Source organism: Klebsiella sp. Q11 (assembly GCF_964241505.1).
In the GTDB taxonomy this organism is placed as follows: Bacteria; Pseudomonadota; Gammaproteobacteria; order Enterobacterales; family Enterobacteriaceae; genus Klebsiella; species Klebsiella michiganensis.
On record NZ_CAXSXW010000001.1, the window covers coordinates 200,646 to 217,461 of the forward strand.

The 16,816-nt window shown below is 57.2% G+C and carries 15 protein-coding genes and 1 other annotated feature; of the genes, 5 read left to right on the forward strand and 10 right to left on the reverse strand.

The genetic code is table 11. The annotated features are described in order from the left end of the window. The first annotated feature begins 144 nt into the window (after positions 1 to 144). Complete coding sequence (locus ACESQ2_RS00885; protein ID WP_014228217.1) at positions 145 to 939, forward strand: TraB/GumN family protein; 795 nt, start codon at positions 145 to 147, stop codon at positions 937 to 939. A 201-nt stretch (positions 940 to 1,140) separates the two neighbouring features. Next, entirely contained in the window at positions 1,141 to 1,620 is a 480-nt protein-coding gene (gene ybaK / locus ACESQ2_RS00890) for a Cys-tRNA(Pro)/Cys-tRNA(Cys) deacylase YbaK (RefSeq protein WP_014228216.1), read from the forward strand. A 128-nt stretch (positions 1,621 to 1,748) separates the two neighbouring features. Here the strand turns inward: ybaK and ushA are convergent, their stop codons facing one another. Then, positions 1,749 to 3,401 carry a bifunctional UDP-sugar hydrolase/5'-nucleotidase UshA gene (ushA, locus tag ACESQ2_RS00895; protein WP_373170098.1) on the reverse strand — a complete coding sequence of 551 codons (1,653 nt, stop codon included), beginning with the start codon at positions 3,399 to 3,401 and terminating at the stop codon, positions 1,749 to 1,751. A 163-nt stretch (positions 3,402 to 3,564) separates the two neighbouring features. Here ushA and ACESQ2_RS00900 point away from each other — a divergent pair, with 163 nt between their 5' ends. Both ACESQ2_RS00900 and ybaL read left to right on the forward strand, forming a co-directional pair. Then, positions 3,565 to 4,785, forward strand: coding sequence for an MFS transporter (locus tag ACESQ2_RS00900; RefSeq protein ID WP_373170099.1), 1,221 nt, complete (start codon positions 3,565 to 3,567; stop codon positions 4,783 to 4,785). A gap of 357 nt (positions 4,786 to 5,142) precedes the next feature. After that, entirely contained in the window at positions 5,143 to 6,819 is a 1,677-nt protein-coding gene (gene ybaL, locus ACESQ2_RS00905) for a YbaL family putative K(+) efflux transporter (RefSeq protein WP_014228214.1), read from the forward strand. A 43-nt stretch (positions 6,820 to 6,862) separates the two neighbouring features. Here ybaL and ACESQ2_RS00910 read toward each other — a convergent pair whose 3' ends face one another. From ACESQ2_RS00910 to ACESQ2_RS00950, 9 genes are all read right to left on the reverse strand, one after another. Further along, a complete protein-coding gene (locus ACESQ2_RS00910) occupies positions 6,863 to 8,167 on the reverse strand; it encodes an inosine/guanosine kinase (protein WP_004137947.1) in 1,305 nt (434 codons plus the stop codon). 63 nt (positions 8,168 to 8,230) lie between these two features. Then, a complete protein-coding gene (hemH, locus tag ACESQ2_RS00915) occupies positions 8,231 to 9,193 on the reverse strand; it encodes a ferrochelatase (RefSeq protein WP_004129953.1) in 963 nt (320 codons plus the stop codon). Positions 9,194 to 9,320: 127 nt separating this feature from the next. Continuing rightward, on the reverse strand, positions 9,321 to 9,965 hold the full coding sequence (adk, locus tag ACESQ2_RS00920; protein ID WP_004848363.1) for an adenylate kinase: 645 nt from the start codon (positions 9,963 to 9,965) through the stop codon (positions 9,321 to 9,323). A gap of 188 nt (positions 9,966 to 10,153) precedes the next feature. Then, entirely contained in the window at positions 10,154 to 12,028 is a 1,875-nt protein-coding gene (gene htpG, locus ACESQ2_RS00925; protein ID WP_009653565.1) for a molecular chaperone HtpG, read from the reverse strand. Positions 12,029 to 12,139: 111 nt separating this feature from the next. After that, positions 12,140 to 12,745, reverse strand: a complete 606-nt coding sequence (recR, locus tag ACESQ2_RS00930; RefSeq protein WP_004129946.1) for a recombination mediator RecR — start codon at positions 12,743 to 12,745, stop codon at positions 12,140 to 12,142. After that, positions 12,745 to 13,077 (reverse strand): YbaB/EbfC family nucleoid-associated protein, encoded by a 333-nt coding sequence (locus ACESQ2_RS00935; protein ID WP_004099673.1) that lies wholly within the window; start codon positions 13,075 to 13,077, stop codon positions 12,745 to 12,747. Before ACESQ2_RS00935 ends, recR begins: the two co-directional genes overlap by 1 nt. A gap of 57 nt (positions 13,078 to 13,134) precedes the next feature. Continuing rightward, positions 13,135 to 15,042 carry a DNA polymerase III subunit gamma/tau gene (gene dnaX, locus ACESQ2_RS00940; RefSeq protein ID WP_373170100.1) on the reverse strand — a complete coding sequence of 636 codons (1,908 nt, stop codon included), beginning with the start codon at positions 15,040 to 15,042 and terminating at the stop codon, positions 13,135 to 13,137. Continuing rightward, positions 13,738 to 13,802: a sequence feature (DnaX frameshifting element), on the reverse strand. Its footprint overlaps the gene before it by 65 nt. Before the next feature lie 91 nt (positions 15,043 to 15,133). Beyond that, entirely contained in the window at positions 15,134 to 15,685 is a 552-nt protein-coding gene (gene apt, locus ACESQ2_RS00945) for an adenine phosphoribosyltransferase (RefSeq protein WP_004099669.1), read from the reverse strand. Positions 15,686 to 15,835: 150 nt separating this feature from the next. Further along, positions 15,836 to 16,213 (reverse strand): DUF454 family protein, encoded by a 378-nt coding sequence (locus ACESQ2_RS00950; RefSeq protein WP_004848353.1) that lies wholly within the window; start codon positions 16,211 to 16,213, stop codon positions 15,836 to 15,838. A gap of 69 nt (positions 16,214 to 16,282) precedes the next feature. Between ACESQ2_RS00950 and priC the strand changes: the two genes are divergently transcribed. Next, positions 16,283 to 16,810, forward strand: a complete 528-nt coding sequence (gene priC, locus ACESQ2_RS00955; protein ID WP_025107143.1) for a primosomal replication protein N'' — start codon at positions 16,283 to 16,285, stop codon at positions 16,808 to 16,810. The last annotated feature ends 6 nt before the right edge of the window (positions 16,811 to 16,816 follow it).

The following is a 16,816-nucleotide window of genomic DNA, read 5'->3' on the forward strand; positions in this document are numbered from 1 at the left end:
TACAGAAATGACGAAAAAGAGAACATCAAATTTTTTTGTTATTTTCGTGACATTGCAAAACGCCTCTTCCGTCGCGCACGTTGAGTCCCCTTGCGCCCCAGCCCCCCGCGCGCTAGCATGGCTTCCTCACACTACGGAGCACGTATGGGCCTGTTAAACCGAATAAAAATGCTGTGGCAAGCCGCCGTCGGCTCATCTTATTCCTGGCCCGCGCTGGATATCACGCTTCCCGGCGAGCGCTATCTGCACCTGGTCGGCAGTATTCATATGGGCACCCGCGACATGTCGCCGCCGCCCGCCAGGTTATTAAAAAAGATCCGCCAGGCCGATGCGCTGATTGTGGAAGCGGATATTAGCGGCAGCGAAACGCCGTTCAGCAACCTCCCCTCCTGTCCGCCGCTGGCGGAACGCCTGAGCGCCTCCCTGCTTGCTGAACTGCAAGAGCGGGCAGGAGAAATGGGGCTGTCCATCGCGCTGTTCGACAGCCAGCCGCTGTGGCAGGTGGCGATGGTATTGCAGGCGACTCAGGCGCAAAAACTGGGGCTAAGGGCGGATTACGGCATTGATTATCAACTGCTGATGGCGGCGCGCGAGAGCAATATCCGCGTGATGGAGCTGGAGGGAGCCGACAGCCAGATAGCGCTGCTGCGGGATCTGCCCGACGGCGGCCTGGCGCTGCTGGAGGATACCCTCACCCACTGGCGCACGAATGCGCGTCTGCTGCAGGTGATGATCGGCTGGTGGCTGGAGCAGCCGCCGTCAACGGGCGCAACCTCGCTGCCGACAACGTTTAGCCAGTCGCTGTATGATGTGCTGATGCATCAGCGCAATCTCGCCTGGCGCGAAACGCTGCTGGCGCTGCCGCCGGGGCGCTACGTGGTTGCCGTAGGGGCGCTTCATTTGTACGGGGAAGGAAATCTGCCGGACATGCTGACGTAAAAAAATGGCCAATATTGCTATTGGCCCGTCAAAGAGGAATTTCATCATTATTATTATTCCGGGGTTCGCGCCCCGGATCGTCTGATTGTCGCTCAAAGTGACCATCACTGCCAATACTATTGCGCAAGATGATACTATTTTTTAGACAGCCGTCGGGCGTATGCTTATGTCACATTAAATCGGTTGGTAAGAAGGATAACGATGACTCCCGCCGTAAAATTACTCGAAAAAAACAAAATTAGTTTTCACATTCACAGCTACGATCACGATCCGAATGAAACCAATTTTGGCGATGAGGTGGTGCGTAAGCTGGGGCTCAACGCAGACCAGGTCTATAAAACGCTGCTGGTCGCCGTCAACGGCGACATGAAGCATCTGGCCGTCGCGGTGACGCCGGTAGCGGGTCAGCTGGATTTGAAAAAGGTGGCGAAGGCTTTAGGCGCTAAGAAAGTCGATATGGCAGACCCGATGGTCGCACAGCGGGTCACCGGCTATCTGGTGGGCGGGATCAGCCCGCTTGGGCAGAAAAAACGCCTGCCGACGGTGATTGACGCGCCGGCCCAGTCGTTTGCCACCATCTATATTTCCGGCGGCAAACGCGGGCTGGATATTGAGCTGGCGGCCAGCGATCTGGCGAAGATCCTTGAGGCAAAATTCGCCGATATCGCGCGTCGCGATTAATTGACGGTTTTTCGTCTGAGGACACTCCCGGAGGCGGCGCTGACGCGCCTTGTCCGGGCTACAAAATCCAAATCCGCTCAGACCTGTAGCCCCGTTAAGCGCAGCGCCACCGGGGCGCTGCTCTGACGTTACTGCCAGCTTACCTCGCCTTTCGGTTCATAAGCTGCCGCGTCCAGCGGTGAGTTTTTCTGGATATACTCTTTCAGCACCTCCGCGTCGATGAAGCCGGTATTCACATAGCCGGGCTTGGTATCAATATGCGGGTAGCCATCGCCGCCGGTGGCGTTAAAGCTCAGGGTCGCCATACGGTAGGTCTTCGCCGGATCGACCGGTTCGCCTTTGATGGTCAAATTATTAAGCTTACCGTCTTTGGCCACAAAACCGACGTTGGCAAACTGCGGATAGGCGCCAGAATCGGGCTTCATCTGCGCCACGGCGGTCAGATACTCCGTCACTTCCTTACCGCTCATATCGACATACACCAGCACGTTGCCGAAAGGCTGTACCTTCATCACGTCTTTATAGGTGATATCGCCCGCTTCAATCGAATCACGCACTCCGCCGCCGCTCATCACCGCGAAATCGGCATTGCTGCGCGCCATTTGCGCCGCCAGCAGCAGACGTCCCATATTGGTTTGCACAAAACGCACTTTGCTGCGATCGCCCTCCAGGTGCGCGTTTACGCTACCGATTTTGACCTGCAGCTGCGTTTTGCCCTTATTCTGGAACGGCGTCAGCAGGGAGAGCATCTGCGGATTTTCGGCGATTTGCGGCGTATAGAGCACGCGCTCGCTCTCGCCGTTGTCGTAAGTGACCTTTTTCTTCAGGTTGACCGGGATCAGCTGATAGTGCACCAGCTTCATTTCGCCGTTGCGGAATTCGAAGTCGGCGCGGCCCACATATTTGCCCCACTCATGGGCCTGGACGATCCAGATACCGTTCTGCTTGTCCGGCGCGCACGGGCTGCCCGGAACGTAATCCACCTGTTTTTTATTCTCAGAGGCCATGCATACCGGGTCCTGCGAGTGGCCGCCGACGATCATCGCCAGCGAACCTGCCGGCAGGCTGCGCGCCATCTCGACGTCGCCCGGCGCATTCGAGCCGTGGGCGCCGTTGTCATAATGGCCCATGTGGGTGGTGGCCAGAATGACGTCCGGTTTTTCATTCTGCTGCAGCTCCTGGATAACGAGTTTGGCCTCTTCCGCCGGTTTGCGGAACTCGATATCCGTAAAGAACTCAGGGTTACCAATTTTGGCCGTATCGTCGGTCGTCAGGCCGATAACCGCAATATTCAGCCCGCCGCGTTTGAACAGCGCCCACGGCTTAAACAGACGCTCGCCGGTGCTTTTCTGGTAAATATTGGCGGAGAGGAACGGGAACTTCGCCCATTTTTCCTGCTGACGCAGTACGCTAAGGGGGTTATCAAACTCGTGATTGCCCACCGCCATCGCATCATAGCCAATCAGGTTCATCCCGCGAAAATCGGGTTCCGCGTCCTGTAAGTCGGATTCCGGCACGCCGGTGTTGATATCGCCGCCGGATAGCAGCAGCACGCTGCCGCCCTCTGCCGCCACCTCTTTGCGAATGCCGTCCACCAGCGTTTTTTGTGCCGACAGCCCGTATTCGCCGTAGTCGCTGCGCCAGAAGTGGCCATGATGATCGTTAGTATGCAGGATGGTAATTTTATAGGTTTTATCCTGCTCATAAGCCTGCGCAGACAGGCTCCCCAGCGATAACGCCGTGAATAGCGCCAGCGCAACGCCTTGCTTCATAAAATGCATATTTCTCTCCCTGACGAAATGACAAGTGCCGAAAGTATAGCGAGTTAGCCGATTAGACAAATATGTTTTCAGAATTGCGACTTCCTTCAAACCTTAGGGGCAGGTATGTTAGGCAGATAATAATTCCACCTGCATCCTCTATAAAAGATACTTAAGCGAACCTATGGCAATGAATCAGACCGCACAACCCTTATCCGGCCCTGCTGCTGCGCCGCAAAAAGCACGCACCTCGTTTCGCATTCTCGGCGCTATCAGCCTCTCGCATTTGCTAAACGATATGATCCAATCGCTTATTCTGGCTATCTACCCGCTGCTGCAGGCCGAGTTTTCGCTGACCTTTGTGCAGATAGGGATGATTACCCTCACCTTCCAGCTGGCCTCATCGCTGCTGCAGCCGGTCGTCGGCTATCTGACCGACAAACACCCGATGCCGTGGTCGCTACCGATAGGCATGTGCTTTACCTTAAGCGGTCTGGTGCTGCTGGCGCTTTCCGGGAGCTTCGGGATGGTTCTGCTGGCTGCCGCGCTGGTCGGTACCGGCTCTTCGGTCTTTCACCCGGAGTCTTCACGCGTGGCGCGAATGGCCTCCGGCGGTCGCCATGGCCTGGCGCAGTCGATATTCCAGGTCGGCGGCAACTTTGGCAGTTCGTTAGGCCCGCTGCTTGCGGCCCTGATTATCGCGCCCTACGGCAAAGGTAACGTTGGCTGGTTTGTCCTGGCGGCGCTGCTGGCGATCGTCGTGCTGGTGCAGATCAGCCGCTGGTATGCCGCTCAGCACCGTATGAACAAAGGTAAACCCAAAGCGGTCATTGTCAATCCATTGCCGAAAAACAAAGTCATTCTGGCGGTTAGCATTCTTTTGCTGCTGATTTTCTCAAAATACTTCTACATGGCGAGCATCAGCAGCTATTACACCTTTTATCTGATGCAAAAGTTTGGATTATCGGTGCAAAACGCGCAGTTTCATCTGTTTGCTTTCCTTTTTGCCGTCGCGGCGGGAACGGTGATTGGCGGGCCTGTAGGCGATAAGATTGGGCGAAAATATGTTATTTGGGGCTCTATCCTTGGCGTAGCGCCGTTTACTCTTGTTTTACCCTACGCATCGCTGGAATGGACCGGCATTTTAACGGTGATAATTGGTTTTATCCTCGCGTCGGCTTTTTCCGCCATTCTGGTCTACGCTCAGGAGCTGTTGCCGGGGCGGATTGGCATGGTTTCTGGTTTGTTCTTCGGATTCGCTTTTGGCATGGGTGGCCTTGGCGCCGCGGTGCTGGGGCTGTTAGCTGACCATACCAGTATCGAACTGGTCTATAAAATCTGCGCTTTCCTGCCACTGATTGGCATCCTGACGATATTTCTGCCTGACAACCACCAAAAGTCCTGATTCTTCGGCAGCCAAAGTGTAACTTTGGCTGCCTCAATCCCTTACTCCACCAGCATTACCCCGCATAAGCTGCTGCCATTTTGCGGTCCGTGCTTTTTTGCATGCCAATTCCATCTTTCTGCAAAATTCAACGATTATTCATAAACAAAACCGCTGAAATTGTCATAAACTATTATTCGGTTTTTTGGTTTTATACCCTAAATAATTCAAGTTGCAGGAAGGCGGCGACGCAGGGAATCCCCTGGAGCTTACTGAAGTAAGTGACTGGGGTGAGCGAGGAAAGCCAACGCCCATGCAAATTGAAGTATGACGGGTATATGCCGAAAATGGATCAGCTCACCACTGCAAGGAGACGGAATGCACCACGCAACACCGCTAATCACCACCATTGTCGGCGGCCTTGTGCTCGCCTTTATTCTCGGCATGATTGCCAATAAGCTACGTATTTCTCCTCTGGTGGGATATTTATTAGCGGGCGTGCTGGCCGGACCTTTTACTCCAGGTTTCGTTGCTGATACCAAGCTGGCGCCGGAGCTGGCCGAGCTTGGCGTGATCCTGCTGATGTTCGGCGTGGGTCTGCATTTCTCCTTAAAAGATTTGATGGCGGTCAAGGCCATCGCTATTCCGGGGGCAATCGCCCAGATCGCCGTGGCGACGCTGTTGGGTATGGCGCTCTCTGCCATGCTGGGCTGGTCGTTAATGACCGGGATCGTTTTTGGTCTGTGTCTTTCTACCGCCAGTACCGTGGTGCTGCTGCGCGCGCTGGAAGAACGACAGCTTATTGATAGCCAGCGGGGGCAAATCGCCATCGGCTGGCTGATTGTGGAAGATCTGGTGATGGTGCTGACGCTGGTGCTGCTGCCGGCGGTCGCCGGCATGACCGAGAAAGGCGACGTTGGCCTGGCTACCCTGGCCCTCGATATGGGCATTACCATCGGTAAAGTCGTTGCCTTTATCGCCATAATGATGCTGGTCGGCCGCCGCCTGGTGCCGTGGATTATGTCACGCAGCGCGGCAACCGGCTCGCGCGAGCTGTTTACGCTGTCGGTGCTGGCGTTAGCGCTCGGCATCGCCTTCGGCGCCGTTGAGCTGTTTGACGTCTCCTTCGCCCTCGGCGCCTTTTTCGCCGGTATGGTGCTCAATGAATCCGAGCTCAGCCATCGCGCGGCCCACGATACCCTGCCGCTGCGCGACGCCTTCGCCGTACTGTTCTTTGTTTCCGTGGGAATGCTGTTTGACCCGATGATCCTGATCGATCAGCCGCTGGCGGTGCTGGCGACGCTGGTCATCATTATTTTCGGTAAATCGGCCGCCGCCTTCTTCCTGGTACGAATGTTCGGCCACTCGCCGCGCACCGCGCTGACCATTGCCGCCAGCCTGGCGCAAATCGGTGAATTTGCCTTTATTCTCGCCGGGCTGGGAATGGCGCTGGATCTGCTGCCGCAGGCCGGGCAAAACCTGGTGCTTGCCGGCGCCATTATCTCCATCATGCTCAACCCGGTCCTGTTTACCCTGCTGGAAAAATATCTCGATAAAACGGAGACGCTGGACGAACAGACGCTGGAAGAAGTGCTTGAAGATGAGAAACAGATCCCCGTCGATATCTGTAACCACGCGCTGCTGGTCGGTTTCGGTCGCGTCGGGAGCCTGCTCGGTGAAAAACTGATGGCGCAGGGCGTGCCGCTGGTGGTTATCGAAACCTCGCGTACCCGCGTTGACGAACTGCGCGCACGCGGTATTCGCGCGGTATTAGGCAACGCCGCCAATGAAGAGATTATGAATCTGGCGCATCTGGACTGCGCCCGCTGGCTGCTGCTGACCATCCCTAACGGCTATGAAGCCGGGGAAATCGTGGCTTCCGCGCGCGAGAAGTGCCCGAATATCGAGATCATCGCGCGCGCCCACTACGACGATGAAGTGGAGTATATCGTTGAACGCGGCGCCAACCAGGTGGTGATGGGCGAGCGGGAAATCGCCCGCGCCATGCTGCAGCTGCTCGAAACGCCGCCAGCAGGCGAGCTTATTACCGGTTAATGCTTCCGGCCCCGACTTCTCGGGGCCGGCTTTACTTACCGGCTTAGCGATCCCAGTAAGCCTCTTCCAGGCTATCTTCACGCTCCGGCAGGCCGCGGGTCAGACGCGGCGAGTGCTGGTTCAGCACCTGATAGCTCACGCGGTTAGCGTATTTACACACCTGCGCCAGCGAGGAATAGGTCAGCCACTTGCATTTGTGCTTGCTGGAGTTCGGCACGTTGTTGCGATGATAGTTATTGGCGGTGATATCGTGCAGCAGCGCCGCCAGCGCGCCGTCGCCCGCGCCGTTGGTATTCATGATCTTCTCCGGCCCGCCCATATAGGGTGCGATATGCGAATAAATACGCAGCGGATTTTCGCAATCCTGATGGCGCATCGCGCGGCTGAATTCATACTGGTTAAACTCGGCAATCGCGCCCGGCAGCAGCGGATGCTGCGTTTTGCGCTTAGCCTCATCCTCGGTAAAACTGGCCATATACAGCCCGGCAGGCCCGGCGGTGCACAGTACCAGGTCAACCCACTCCAGCGCCTTGTCGGAAGCCAGCAGCGGATCGGATAGTCCGGTCAGCGCTTCCGCCTCCTCTTCGTTCATCGCCAGAATAGAGACGTGCTCCTTGAGGAACGCCTGCCACCACGCCGGATTATCGGCGATAACGTATTTGGTCCCCAGAGTCAGGACCACCGGTACATCGTGCTTTTTCGCATATGCGATGGCCTGCATCGTCGCGTCCGGCATCGGCTCGCCCGGCTTGCAGCGCACGAGATAGGAGGTCAGCACCAGCGCGGAGGCGCCGGCGATGACGCTTTCCGGAATGCTTTCCGGACGGAGCTTGTTCATATGCCCGGGGCTGATCGCAAAGGTGCGCTCGCCGGAGTCGCTAATCAGCGTAAAGCAGCGCCCAATCGCCCCATCCACCCCCTGCAGGTAGTTCAGATCGGTACGGCTGGAGGTGTTGCACAGGTAGCGGTAGGCGTAGCCGCCGATTTCAATATTGCTGCACATGACGCCAAGCAGAACCGAACGGTCATCCGCCAGCACCGAGTAGTTATGCATGGTGTTACCGATGGTGCCGCCGGCAAACTGGTGGGTAATCAGGTCATTGCGAACCAGTTCCTGATACAGCGCTTCGGCGACATCGTCTTCAATCACCAGCGAATGCCCGGCGCTCAGGCCGTAGCGTACGATAAACGCCTCATCCACTTTCGCTTCGATATCGACCAGGGTTTGATCGATGCCGACCACCCAGGCGACGTTAGACTCATTGTCCGGCTGAATTTGCTGCAGCAGCGGATCGCGAGCGTTGACGGGAAAATAGTGTTTGGATTTGCGTTTACCGGGAAATTTCATAGTGGCGATTTATTGACAGTGAACAAGCGGGGAATAGTAGCATACTCCCCGCCGCACGCGCGATCAGCGATATTTCGCCGTCAGGTTGACCATCATTTCAATATGCGCGGTGTCCGCATTAAGCGCCGGAATGTACTCATATTGCTGGCCGCCGGCTTCGAGGAAGATTTCCCGGTTCTGCACCGCGATCTCCTCCAGCGTCTCCAGGCAATCGGCGGAAAAGCCGGGGCAGATAACCTGAATATGCTTCACCCCTTTCTCACCGAGCATTTTCAGCGTTTCGTCGGTGTAGGGCGTCAGCCAGGGCTCACGACCAAAGCGCGACTGGAACGTCATCATCACCCGGTCAGGCGGCAGCCCCAGGGCTGAAACCAGCTCACGGGTGGTATCGCGGCAGCGCTGAGGATAGGTATCCCCTTGCTGGGCGTACCGCTGAGGGATGCCATGATAGGAGAGCAGCAGTAAATCTGGCTCACCGTGCACCGCAAAGGACGCGCGCACGCTGGCGGCCAGCGCGTGAATATAGTCCACGTCATCGGCGTAGTCGCGAATAAAAGAGATGCCGGGGATGGCGCGCTTTTTGGCAAGGATACGCCCTAGTTCATCCCAGACCGCCGCCACGGTGGAGCAGGAGTACTGCGGATAGAGCGGTAGCACCACGATGTGATCCACGCCCTGCTCCAGCAGTTCATCAACCGCGCTCTCCAGCGACGGCGAACCGTAGCTCATCCCCAGCGCCACCGGCGTATCCGGAAGCCGCGCGGCCAGCGCCTGCCGCTGCTGCTGGCTATAGACCATCAGCGGCGAGCCATCTTCCATCCAGATGGACTGATAGAGCTTAGCGACCCTGGGGGCGCGCAGGGGCAGTATCACGCCGCGCAGCAGCGGCCACCACAGTAGACGGGAGGTATCCACCACGCGCCGATCGCTAAGAAACTGTCGTAGATAGCGCTTTACCGCGTCGGGCGTGGGCGCATCGGGAGTGCCTAAATTGGCTAATAAGATACCTGTTTTCGTCTGATGCATTACCGCCTCTTAACCATTTGAATCGCTGACAATTGTAGCTGAAATGGCGCTAAACGGAACCAATCATAGAAAAAGGTAAAATGAGAGGAGTTCTCACCCCGCCGCTGCGGGATGAGAACTAACGGAATTAACCGAGGATTTTTTCCAGTTCAACGCGAACGTCGGCCACCGCTTTGGTGCCATCGACTTTCGCGTACTGGGTATTGCCCGCTTCGGCTTCTTTCTGATAGTAGCCGATCAGCGGAGCCGTCATCTGATGATATTCAACCAGACGCTTACGCACGGTCTCTTCCTGATCGTCTTTACGGGTGGTCAGCTCTTCGCCGGTCACGTCGTCTTTGCCTTCAACTTTCGGCGGATTAAATTTGATGTGGTAAACGCGGCCGGAAGCTGCGTGAACGCGACGCCCGATGATGCGGTCAACGATCAGTTCGTCAGGAACATCGAATTCCAGCACGTAATCCACGGTGATACCCGCTTCTTTCATGGCGTCAGCCTGCGGAATGGTGCGCGGGAAGCCGTCCAGCAGAAAACCGTTGCGGCAATCTTCCTGAGTAATACGCTCTTTGACCAGGGCGATAACCAGTTCGTCGGTGACCAGCTTACCGGCGTCCATAATATCTTTCGCCTGTTTGCCCAGCTCGGAGCCTGACTTCACCGCGGCACGCAGCATGTCGCCGGTGGAGATTTGCGGAATACCGTATTTCTCCATGATGAACTGAGCCTGAGTCCCTTTACCCGCGCCCGGAGCGCCAAGCAGAATAATACGCATTACGAAAATCCCCTCAAAAGTTGATTCAATTTTTCAAAAAACGCTAAACCATACCACCAGAACGCGGATGGCTCAAGGAAGGCGGGGCGGCTGAAACGGTTAATGGTGAGATATTTTACGTAGAGTGCGGTTTGATGCCCTCACCCCGGCCCTCTCCCAGCGGGAGAGGGGTAGAGTGAGGGTAAAGATTACGACGCCAGCAGCTGGTTCATGCGGCGGATAAACTGGTTCGGATCTTCCAGCGTACCGCGCTCGGCCAGCAGCGCCTGATCGAGCAGCAGCTCAACCCACTCGCCGAACTGCGCATCATCCTGGGTATCCGCCGCGCGTTTTACCAGCGGATGCAGCGGGTTCAGTTCAAAGATGTACTTCACTTCCGGCGCGGCCTGGCCCGCAGCGGCAAACAGTTTTGCCATCTGGGTGCTCATTTCATCCGCGTCGGTGGTGACGATGGCCGGCGTATCGGTCAGACGATGGGTCAGACGAACCTCTTTCACCCGGTCGCCAAGCAGCGTTTTGGCACGCTCAACGAACGGCTCCAGCGCCTTCTCGGCTTCTTTAGTGGTTTCATCCACTTCGTCCGTCAGCTTATCCAGCGACTCATCGGCTTTCGCCACCGACTGGAACGGCTTACCGTCGAACTCGGTCAGATAGCTCATCATCCACTCGTCGATGCGATCGGAAAGCAGCAGCACTTCAATGCCTTTCTTACGCAGCAGTTCCAGATGCGGGCTGCTTTTCGCGGCGGCGTAGCTGTCGGCGGTAATGTAGTAAATCTTCTCCTGCCCTTCTTTCATGCGGGAGACGTACTCTTCCAGCGACACGGTCTGCGCGGCGGAGTCGGTATGGGTGCTGGCGAAACGCAGCAGTTTGGCGATGGCCTGCTGGTTAGCCTGATCTTCCGCCGGCCCCTCTTTCAGCACGAGGCCAAACTGTTGCCAGAAGGTCTGATATTTTTCCGCGTCGTCTTTCGCCAGTTTTTCCAGCATCTGCAGGGCGCGTTTGCTCAGCGCGGTACGCAGATTGCGGGTGACGCTGCTGTCCTGAAGGATTTCACGCGACACGTTCAGCGGCAGATCGTTAGAGTCGACCAGGCCGCGGACGAAACGCAGGTAGTTCGGCATAAACTGCTCGGCGTCATCCATGATGAAGACGCGCTGCACGTACAGCTTCAGGCCGTGTTTATGATCGCGATTCCACATATCCCACGGCGCCTGCGACGGGATATACAGCAGGCTGGTGTACTCCTGCTTACCTTCAACGCGGTTGTGGCTCCAGGTCAGCGGATCGCTGTAATCGTGGGCAATGTGCTTATAAAACTCGTTGTATTCGTCGTCTTTGATTTCCGACTTATTGCGCGTCCACAGCGCCTGGGCTTTGTTAATTTTTTCCCAGCTAATGACGGTTTCGCCGTCAACGTCTTCGCGCTTTTCAATTTCCACCGGCAGCGCAATGTGATCGGAGTATTTGCTGATGATCGAACGCACGCGCCAGTCGTTGAGGAAATCGTCCTCGCCTTCGCGCAGGTGCAGCGTGATCTCGGTACCGCGATCGGCTTTGTTAATGTCGGCAACGGTATATTCGCCTTCGCCAGCGGATTCCCAGAAGACGCCGTTTTCGGCGCTGTCGCCCGCCGCGCGGGTACGGACGGTAACTTTATCGGCAACAATAAACGCCGAATAGAAGCCCACGCCGAACTGGCCAATCAGCTGGCTGTCTTTCGCCTGGTCAGAGCCCATGGACTCAAGGAACGCTTTGGTGCCGGACTTGGCGATGGTGCCGAGATGGTCGATGACCTCATCGCGATTCATACCAATGCCGTTATCGGCGATGGTCAGGGTGCGGTTGTCTTTATCAAATGAAACACGCACGCGCAGCTCGCCGTCGCCTTCGTACAGATCCGGCTGGGACAGCGCGCGGAAGCGCAGCTTGTCGGCCGCATCGGAGGCGTTGGAAATCAGCTCACGCAGGAAAATTTCTTTATTGGAATAAAGAGAATGGATCATCAGGTGCAGAAGCTGCTTGACCTCTGACTGAAAACCACGAGTTTCTTGTCCTTTCATCTAAATCAACCTCAACAATGCCATTGTTAATGGTAAAAAAACCGTTGAGGGTGAGATGGGGACAGAGGGAGAAGTTTTCAAGCGGAGGCCCCGAAAAGCGCCTCCGTTTGATTAAAAACGAATCTTATGCCGCCCGGCGAGCGAGTGGGATAGCGTCGTGCCGTCAACCATCTCCAGCTCGCCGCCGACCGGTACGCCATGGGCGATACGGCTCGCGTCTACGCCATACTGCGCGCAGAGCTCGGCGATATAATTGGCCGTCGCCTCCCCTTCTACCGTTGGGTTGGTCGCGAGGATCACTTCCTGCATCGATTCGTCACGCAGACGCTGTTCCAGACGATCGAGCCCAATGTCATCCGGCCCGATACCGTCAAGCGGCGACAGGTGGCCCATCAGCACAAAGTAGCGACCGGAAAACTGCCCGGTCTGCTCGATAGCGTAGATATCCGCTGGGCTCTCTACCACGCAGATCTGGCCGTTTTCCTTGCGCCGAGGGTTGCTGCAAATATTGCACACCTCCTGCTCGGTGAAGGTACGGCAATCGGCGCAGTGGCCGATTTCCGACATCGCGCGCGTTAGCGCCTGCGCCAGGCGCATTCCGCCGCTGCGGTCGCGCTGCAGCAGGGTAAACGCCATGCGCTGCGCCGACTTCGGGCCGACGCCCGGCAGGCAGCGCAGTGCTTCCATAAGCTGCGTTAACAGCGGACTGGTCTGCATCAGAACGGCATCTTAAAGCCTGGCGGCAGCTGCATACCGGCGGACACGGACGCCATTTTTTCTTTCTGCGTCTCTTCAATGCGGCGGGCGGCGTCGTTAAACGCGGCAGCCACCAGATCTTCCAGCATCTCTTTGTCGTCTTCCAGCAGGCTCGGGTCGATCTCAACGCGACGGCAGTTGTGCGCGCCGTTGATGGTGACTTTTACCAGGCCTGCGCCGGATTCACCGGTCACTTCCAGCCGGGCCACTTCTTCCTGCATCTGCTGCATTTTTTCTTGCATCTGCTGGGCCTGCTTCATCAGGTTACCCAGACCGCCTTTTCCACCAAACATAGGCTTCTCTCTCAGTAAGTCATCGTTAAGGATGCTGACCGCAAGTCAGACTTGCAATCAAATGGGGCGAATACTCTCTTCATCCAGGTCCGCATCGAAGAATCGACGCAGCGTCTGAATGTTATTATCCGCAATAATCGCTTCACGCGCCTGCGCGAGCTTTTCTTCATAAATTGCCTGCCGCCACTCAAGCGGCGTGCGCATCGCGGGATTATCATCTTCCACGATGGTCAATTCAACCGGCGTACCGTACAAAATACCGAGCGCTTCCGCCAGCTTTTGCTGCGCGCCCGCCGAATTCAGGTGACGCTGGCTCGGACGCAGATGCAGGCAGACGCGATTGCCCTCCTGCTCTTTCCAGGCGTTCAGGGCGACCTGCTCCACCAGTTTGGGTACCGCAAGCCGGCTGACTTCCGCCGCCCAGCTATCGCGCTCGACCGCTTCGACTGCCAGCTTTGCCGCCAGTTCCGGCGTTTTTTCATGCTCCAGCGCTTTTTTCAGCGCCTTCGGCGTCGCCACTTCTTCTTTTATGGCTTCAACAACCGTCGTCGATTTCCAGCGATAGGCTTCCTTTTTCGCCGGCGCTTTCTCCAGCGCAGCCGCCGCCGGACGCGCCTGTACGCGTTCGGTAATTGAACTCAGTCGTTCCAGCGCAGCGTTATTCACCGGCCGCGCGCGGGAAGCGGCTGCCGGTTCACTCTTTTTTGGGGTGGGCGCTCCCTGGCTACGCTGCAGCTGGCTGCGGGCCGCCAGCACCTGGCTGGTGGTCTGCGGCAAATTCGGCGGCGGTGACGGCGGCGCGGATGCCGGGACAGCCTGCTGGGCCGGTGCGGTCTGAATAGCCTGCACCGGCGGCGCCTCCGGTTCCGGCAGCGGCATACGCGGATGGAAAGCCAGCGCACGCAGAAGCGTCATCTCGACGCCCATTCGTCTGTCCGGGGCGTACGGAAGCTCTTTGCGGCCAATCAGTAGCGTTTGATAGTACAGCTGAACATCGGTTGGCGGCACCGTCCGCGCCAGCTCGCGCATGCGCAGCTCAATCGCGGCCATATCCGTTCCCAGCGCCGACGGCGAGAGCTGAACCATCGCAATACGGTGCAGCAGGCTTTGCATTTCCACCAGCAAGGCCTCCCACTCCACGCCGCGGGCGGCAGCCTCATTGACGCCGGCCATGACCCGCTCGCCGTCGGCAGCCACCAGCGCCTCAATCAGCGAAAGCGCCTGATCGTCCTCAAGGGTGCCGAGCATGGTGCTGACGGATTCAGCCGTCAGGCGACCGTCGCCGCTGGCAATGGCCTGATCGGTCAGGCTTAACGCATCGCGCAGGCTACCGTCCGCCGCGCGCGACAGCAGCTGCAGCGCGCGCGGTTCAAAAACGATCTGCTCGGCGCCGAGAATATGCTCCAGCTGATGGCGAATCTGTTCGACGTCCAGCGCCTTAAGATGGAACTGCAGGCAGCGGGAAAGAATAGTCACCGGCAGCTTCTGCGGATCGGTCGTCGCCAGCAGAAATTTAACGTGCGCCGGGGGCTCCTCCAGCGTTTTTAACAACGCATTGAAGCTGTGGCGCGAAAGCATATGGACTTCATCGATCAGATAGACCTTGAAGCGACCGCGGGCCGGCGCGTACTGGACGTTATCCAGCAGATCGCGGGTATCTTCGACTTTGGTGCGCGAGGCGGCATCGATCTCAATCAGATCGACAAAGCGCCCCTGTTCTATTTCACGGCAGTTATCGCAGACGCCGCACGGCGTGGCGGTAATGCCGGTTTCGCAGTTTAATCCTTTTGCCAACAGGCGCGCGATAGAGGTTTTACCGACTCCGCGGGTACCGGAAAAAAGATATGCGTGGTGAATGCGCCCTAACGACAAGCCGTTCGCCAGTGCGGTCAGCACATGTTCCTGGCCGACGACGTCAGCAAAGGTTTGTGGGCGCCATTTACGGGCTAAGACCTGATAACTCATGGGCTGGCTCTGAAACGCTGGAAGGTGAAATCACGAGGGGTCATGCTATCACAGCCCCGCTCAATCAGCGAGGCTATGTGGCGGGATTTGCTTAGTGGCCCGGGAAAGGGACCAGGCTATAGCAGTTGATTCCCAGTTTTTCCAGGCGCTGCTCGCCGCCCAGATCGAACAGATTAATAATAAAGGCCGCATCGTGCACTTCACCGCCCAGGCGACGAATAAGCTTCACGGTGGCGTCAATGGTGCCGCCGGTTGCCAGCAGATCGTCAACCACCAGGACTTTATCGCCTTCTTTGATCGCATCGACATGGATTTCCAGCTGATCGGTGCCGTACTCAAGCTCGTAGCTTTCTGCGATAGTTTCACGCGGCAGCTTACGCGGCTTGCGTACCGGAACAAAGCCTACGCCCAGCGCCAGCGCAACCGGTGCGCCAAATAAGAAGCCACGCGCCTCGGTGCCCACCACTTTGGTAATCCCCGCGTCTTTATAACGCTCGGCCAGCAGCTCAATGCTGAGCGCGTAGGCCTTCGGGTCTTCCAGCAAGCTGGTGACATCACGGAAAAGGATGCCAGGTTTCGGATAGTCCTGGATGCTTTGGATGCTGTTCTTCAGATATTCAAGCTGCTGTGCTGTTGCGGTCATAAGTGTATGCCTGATTAAAACGGTGTTACTCACGGGCATGCCAAATGGGCCAAAGAAACTTTTGTTTAACCTTTGACCAGGCTTACCCGCGCTCGAAAACGCCAGAATTTACTGGCTGTCAGCGACAATTGCAACCATCATTATTGCGCATCAGTGCTTTTGTTGCTTTGCATCAACCACCGGAATGCGCCACATAAATATCAGCAGACAGGTCAGAATGATCAGCAGCAAGATGCGCACCCAGGTAAGATTAACCAGCCACAGCGAAATGGCAAAGGTCAGCAAAATCATCGCGACCGCCCGCGGCTTCGCGCCCGGCGGCATGGCGCGGTATTTCTGCCAGTGACGCAGGTAGCCGCCAAACCATGAGCGATACAAAAGCCAGTGGTGAAAGCGCGGCGACGAGCGCGCAAAGCACCAGGCGGCAAGCAGGATAAACGGCGTCGTCGGCAGTAGCGGTAAAAACACGCCCAGCGTTCCCAGCGCTACCGCCAGCCAGCCAATGATGATCAAAATAATACGTGGCATAATGCGAATCGTTATCACGAAGATAACGCTAATGTAGCACAGTTGCTTATCAGGGGATGGAGGAGTTATTTGAAAACCGCCCGGCTTTTACATTCACTGGAAAACCAGCTTGCGGAGCTGGCCGCTCAGGTGGCGCCCATGGCCAATCACGCGACCCTCAGCCCGCGCTTCGATCGTCAGCTGTTCCGTACCCGCAGCACGCAGATGCAGGCTTATCTCAATGAGGCCAGAGACGGCTTAACGGCGTTAAAACAGGCGGCCGAACGCCAGCAGCTTGCGCAGGTCGCCTGGCTGGCGGAACGTCTCGTTGCTCAAATCGCCGCGATTAACCGGGAAACGGCGACCTGGTCATTACGCGCCTGGGATAGCGCGTCGCCAACGCTTAGCCGCTGGCAGCGCCGACGTCTACAGCATCAGGAGTATGAACGGCGCCTGCTGGCCATGCGCAACGACCGACAAAGACGACTGGCGCAAGCCATTAGCCTTGATGACCAGCAGCGGCTGGCAAAGGAAGTTGAAGCCTATACCGGGCGCCTGGCCCGCTGTCGCGACGCGCTGGAAAAAATTGAAAACAGACTAGCCCGCTTAACGCGCTAACGGGAG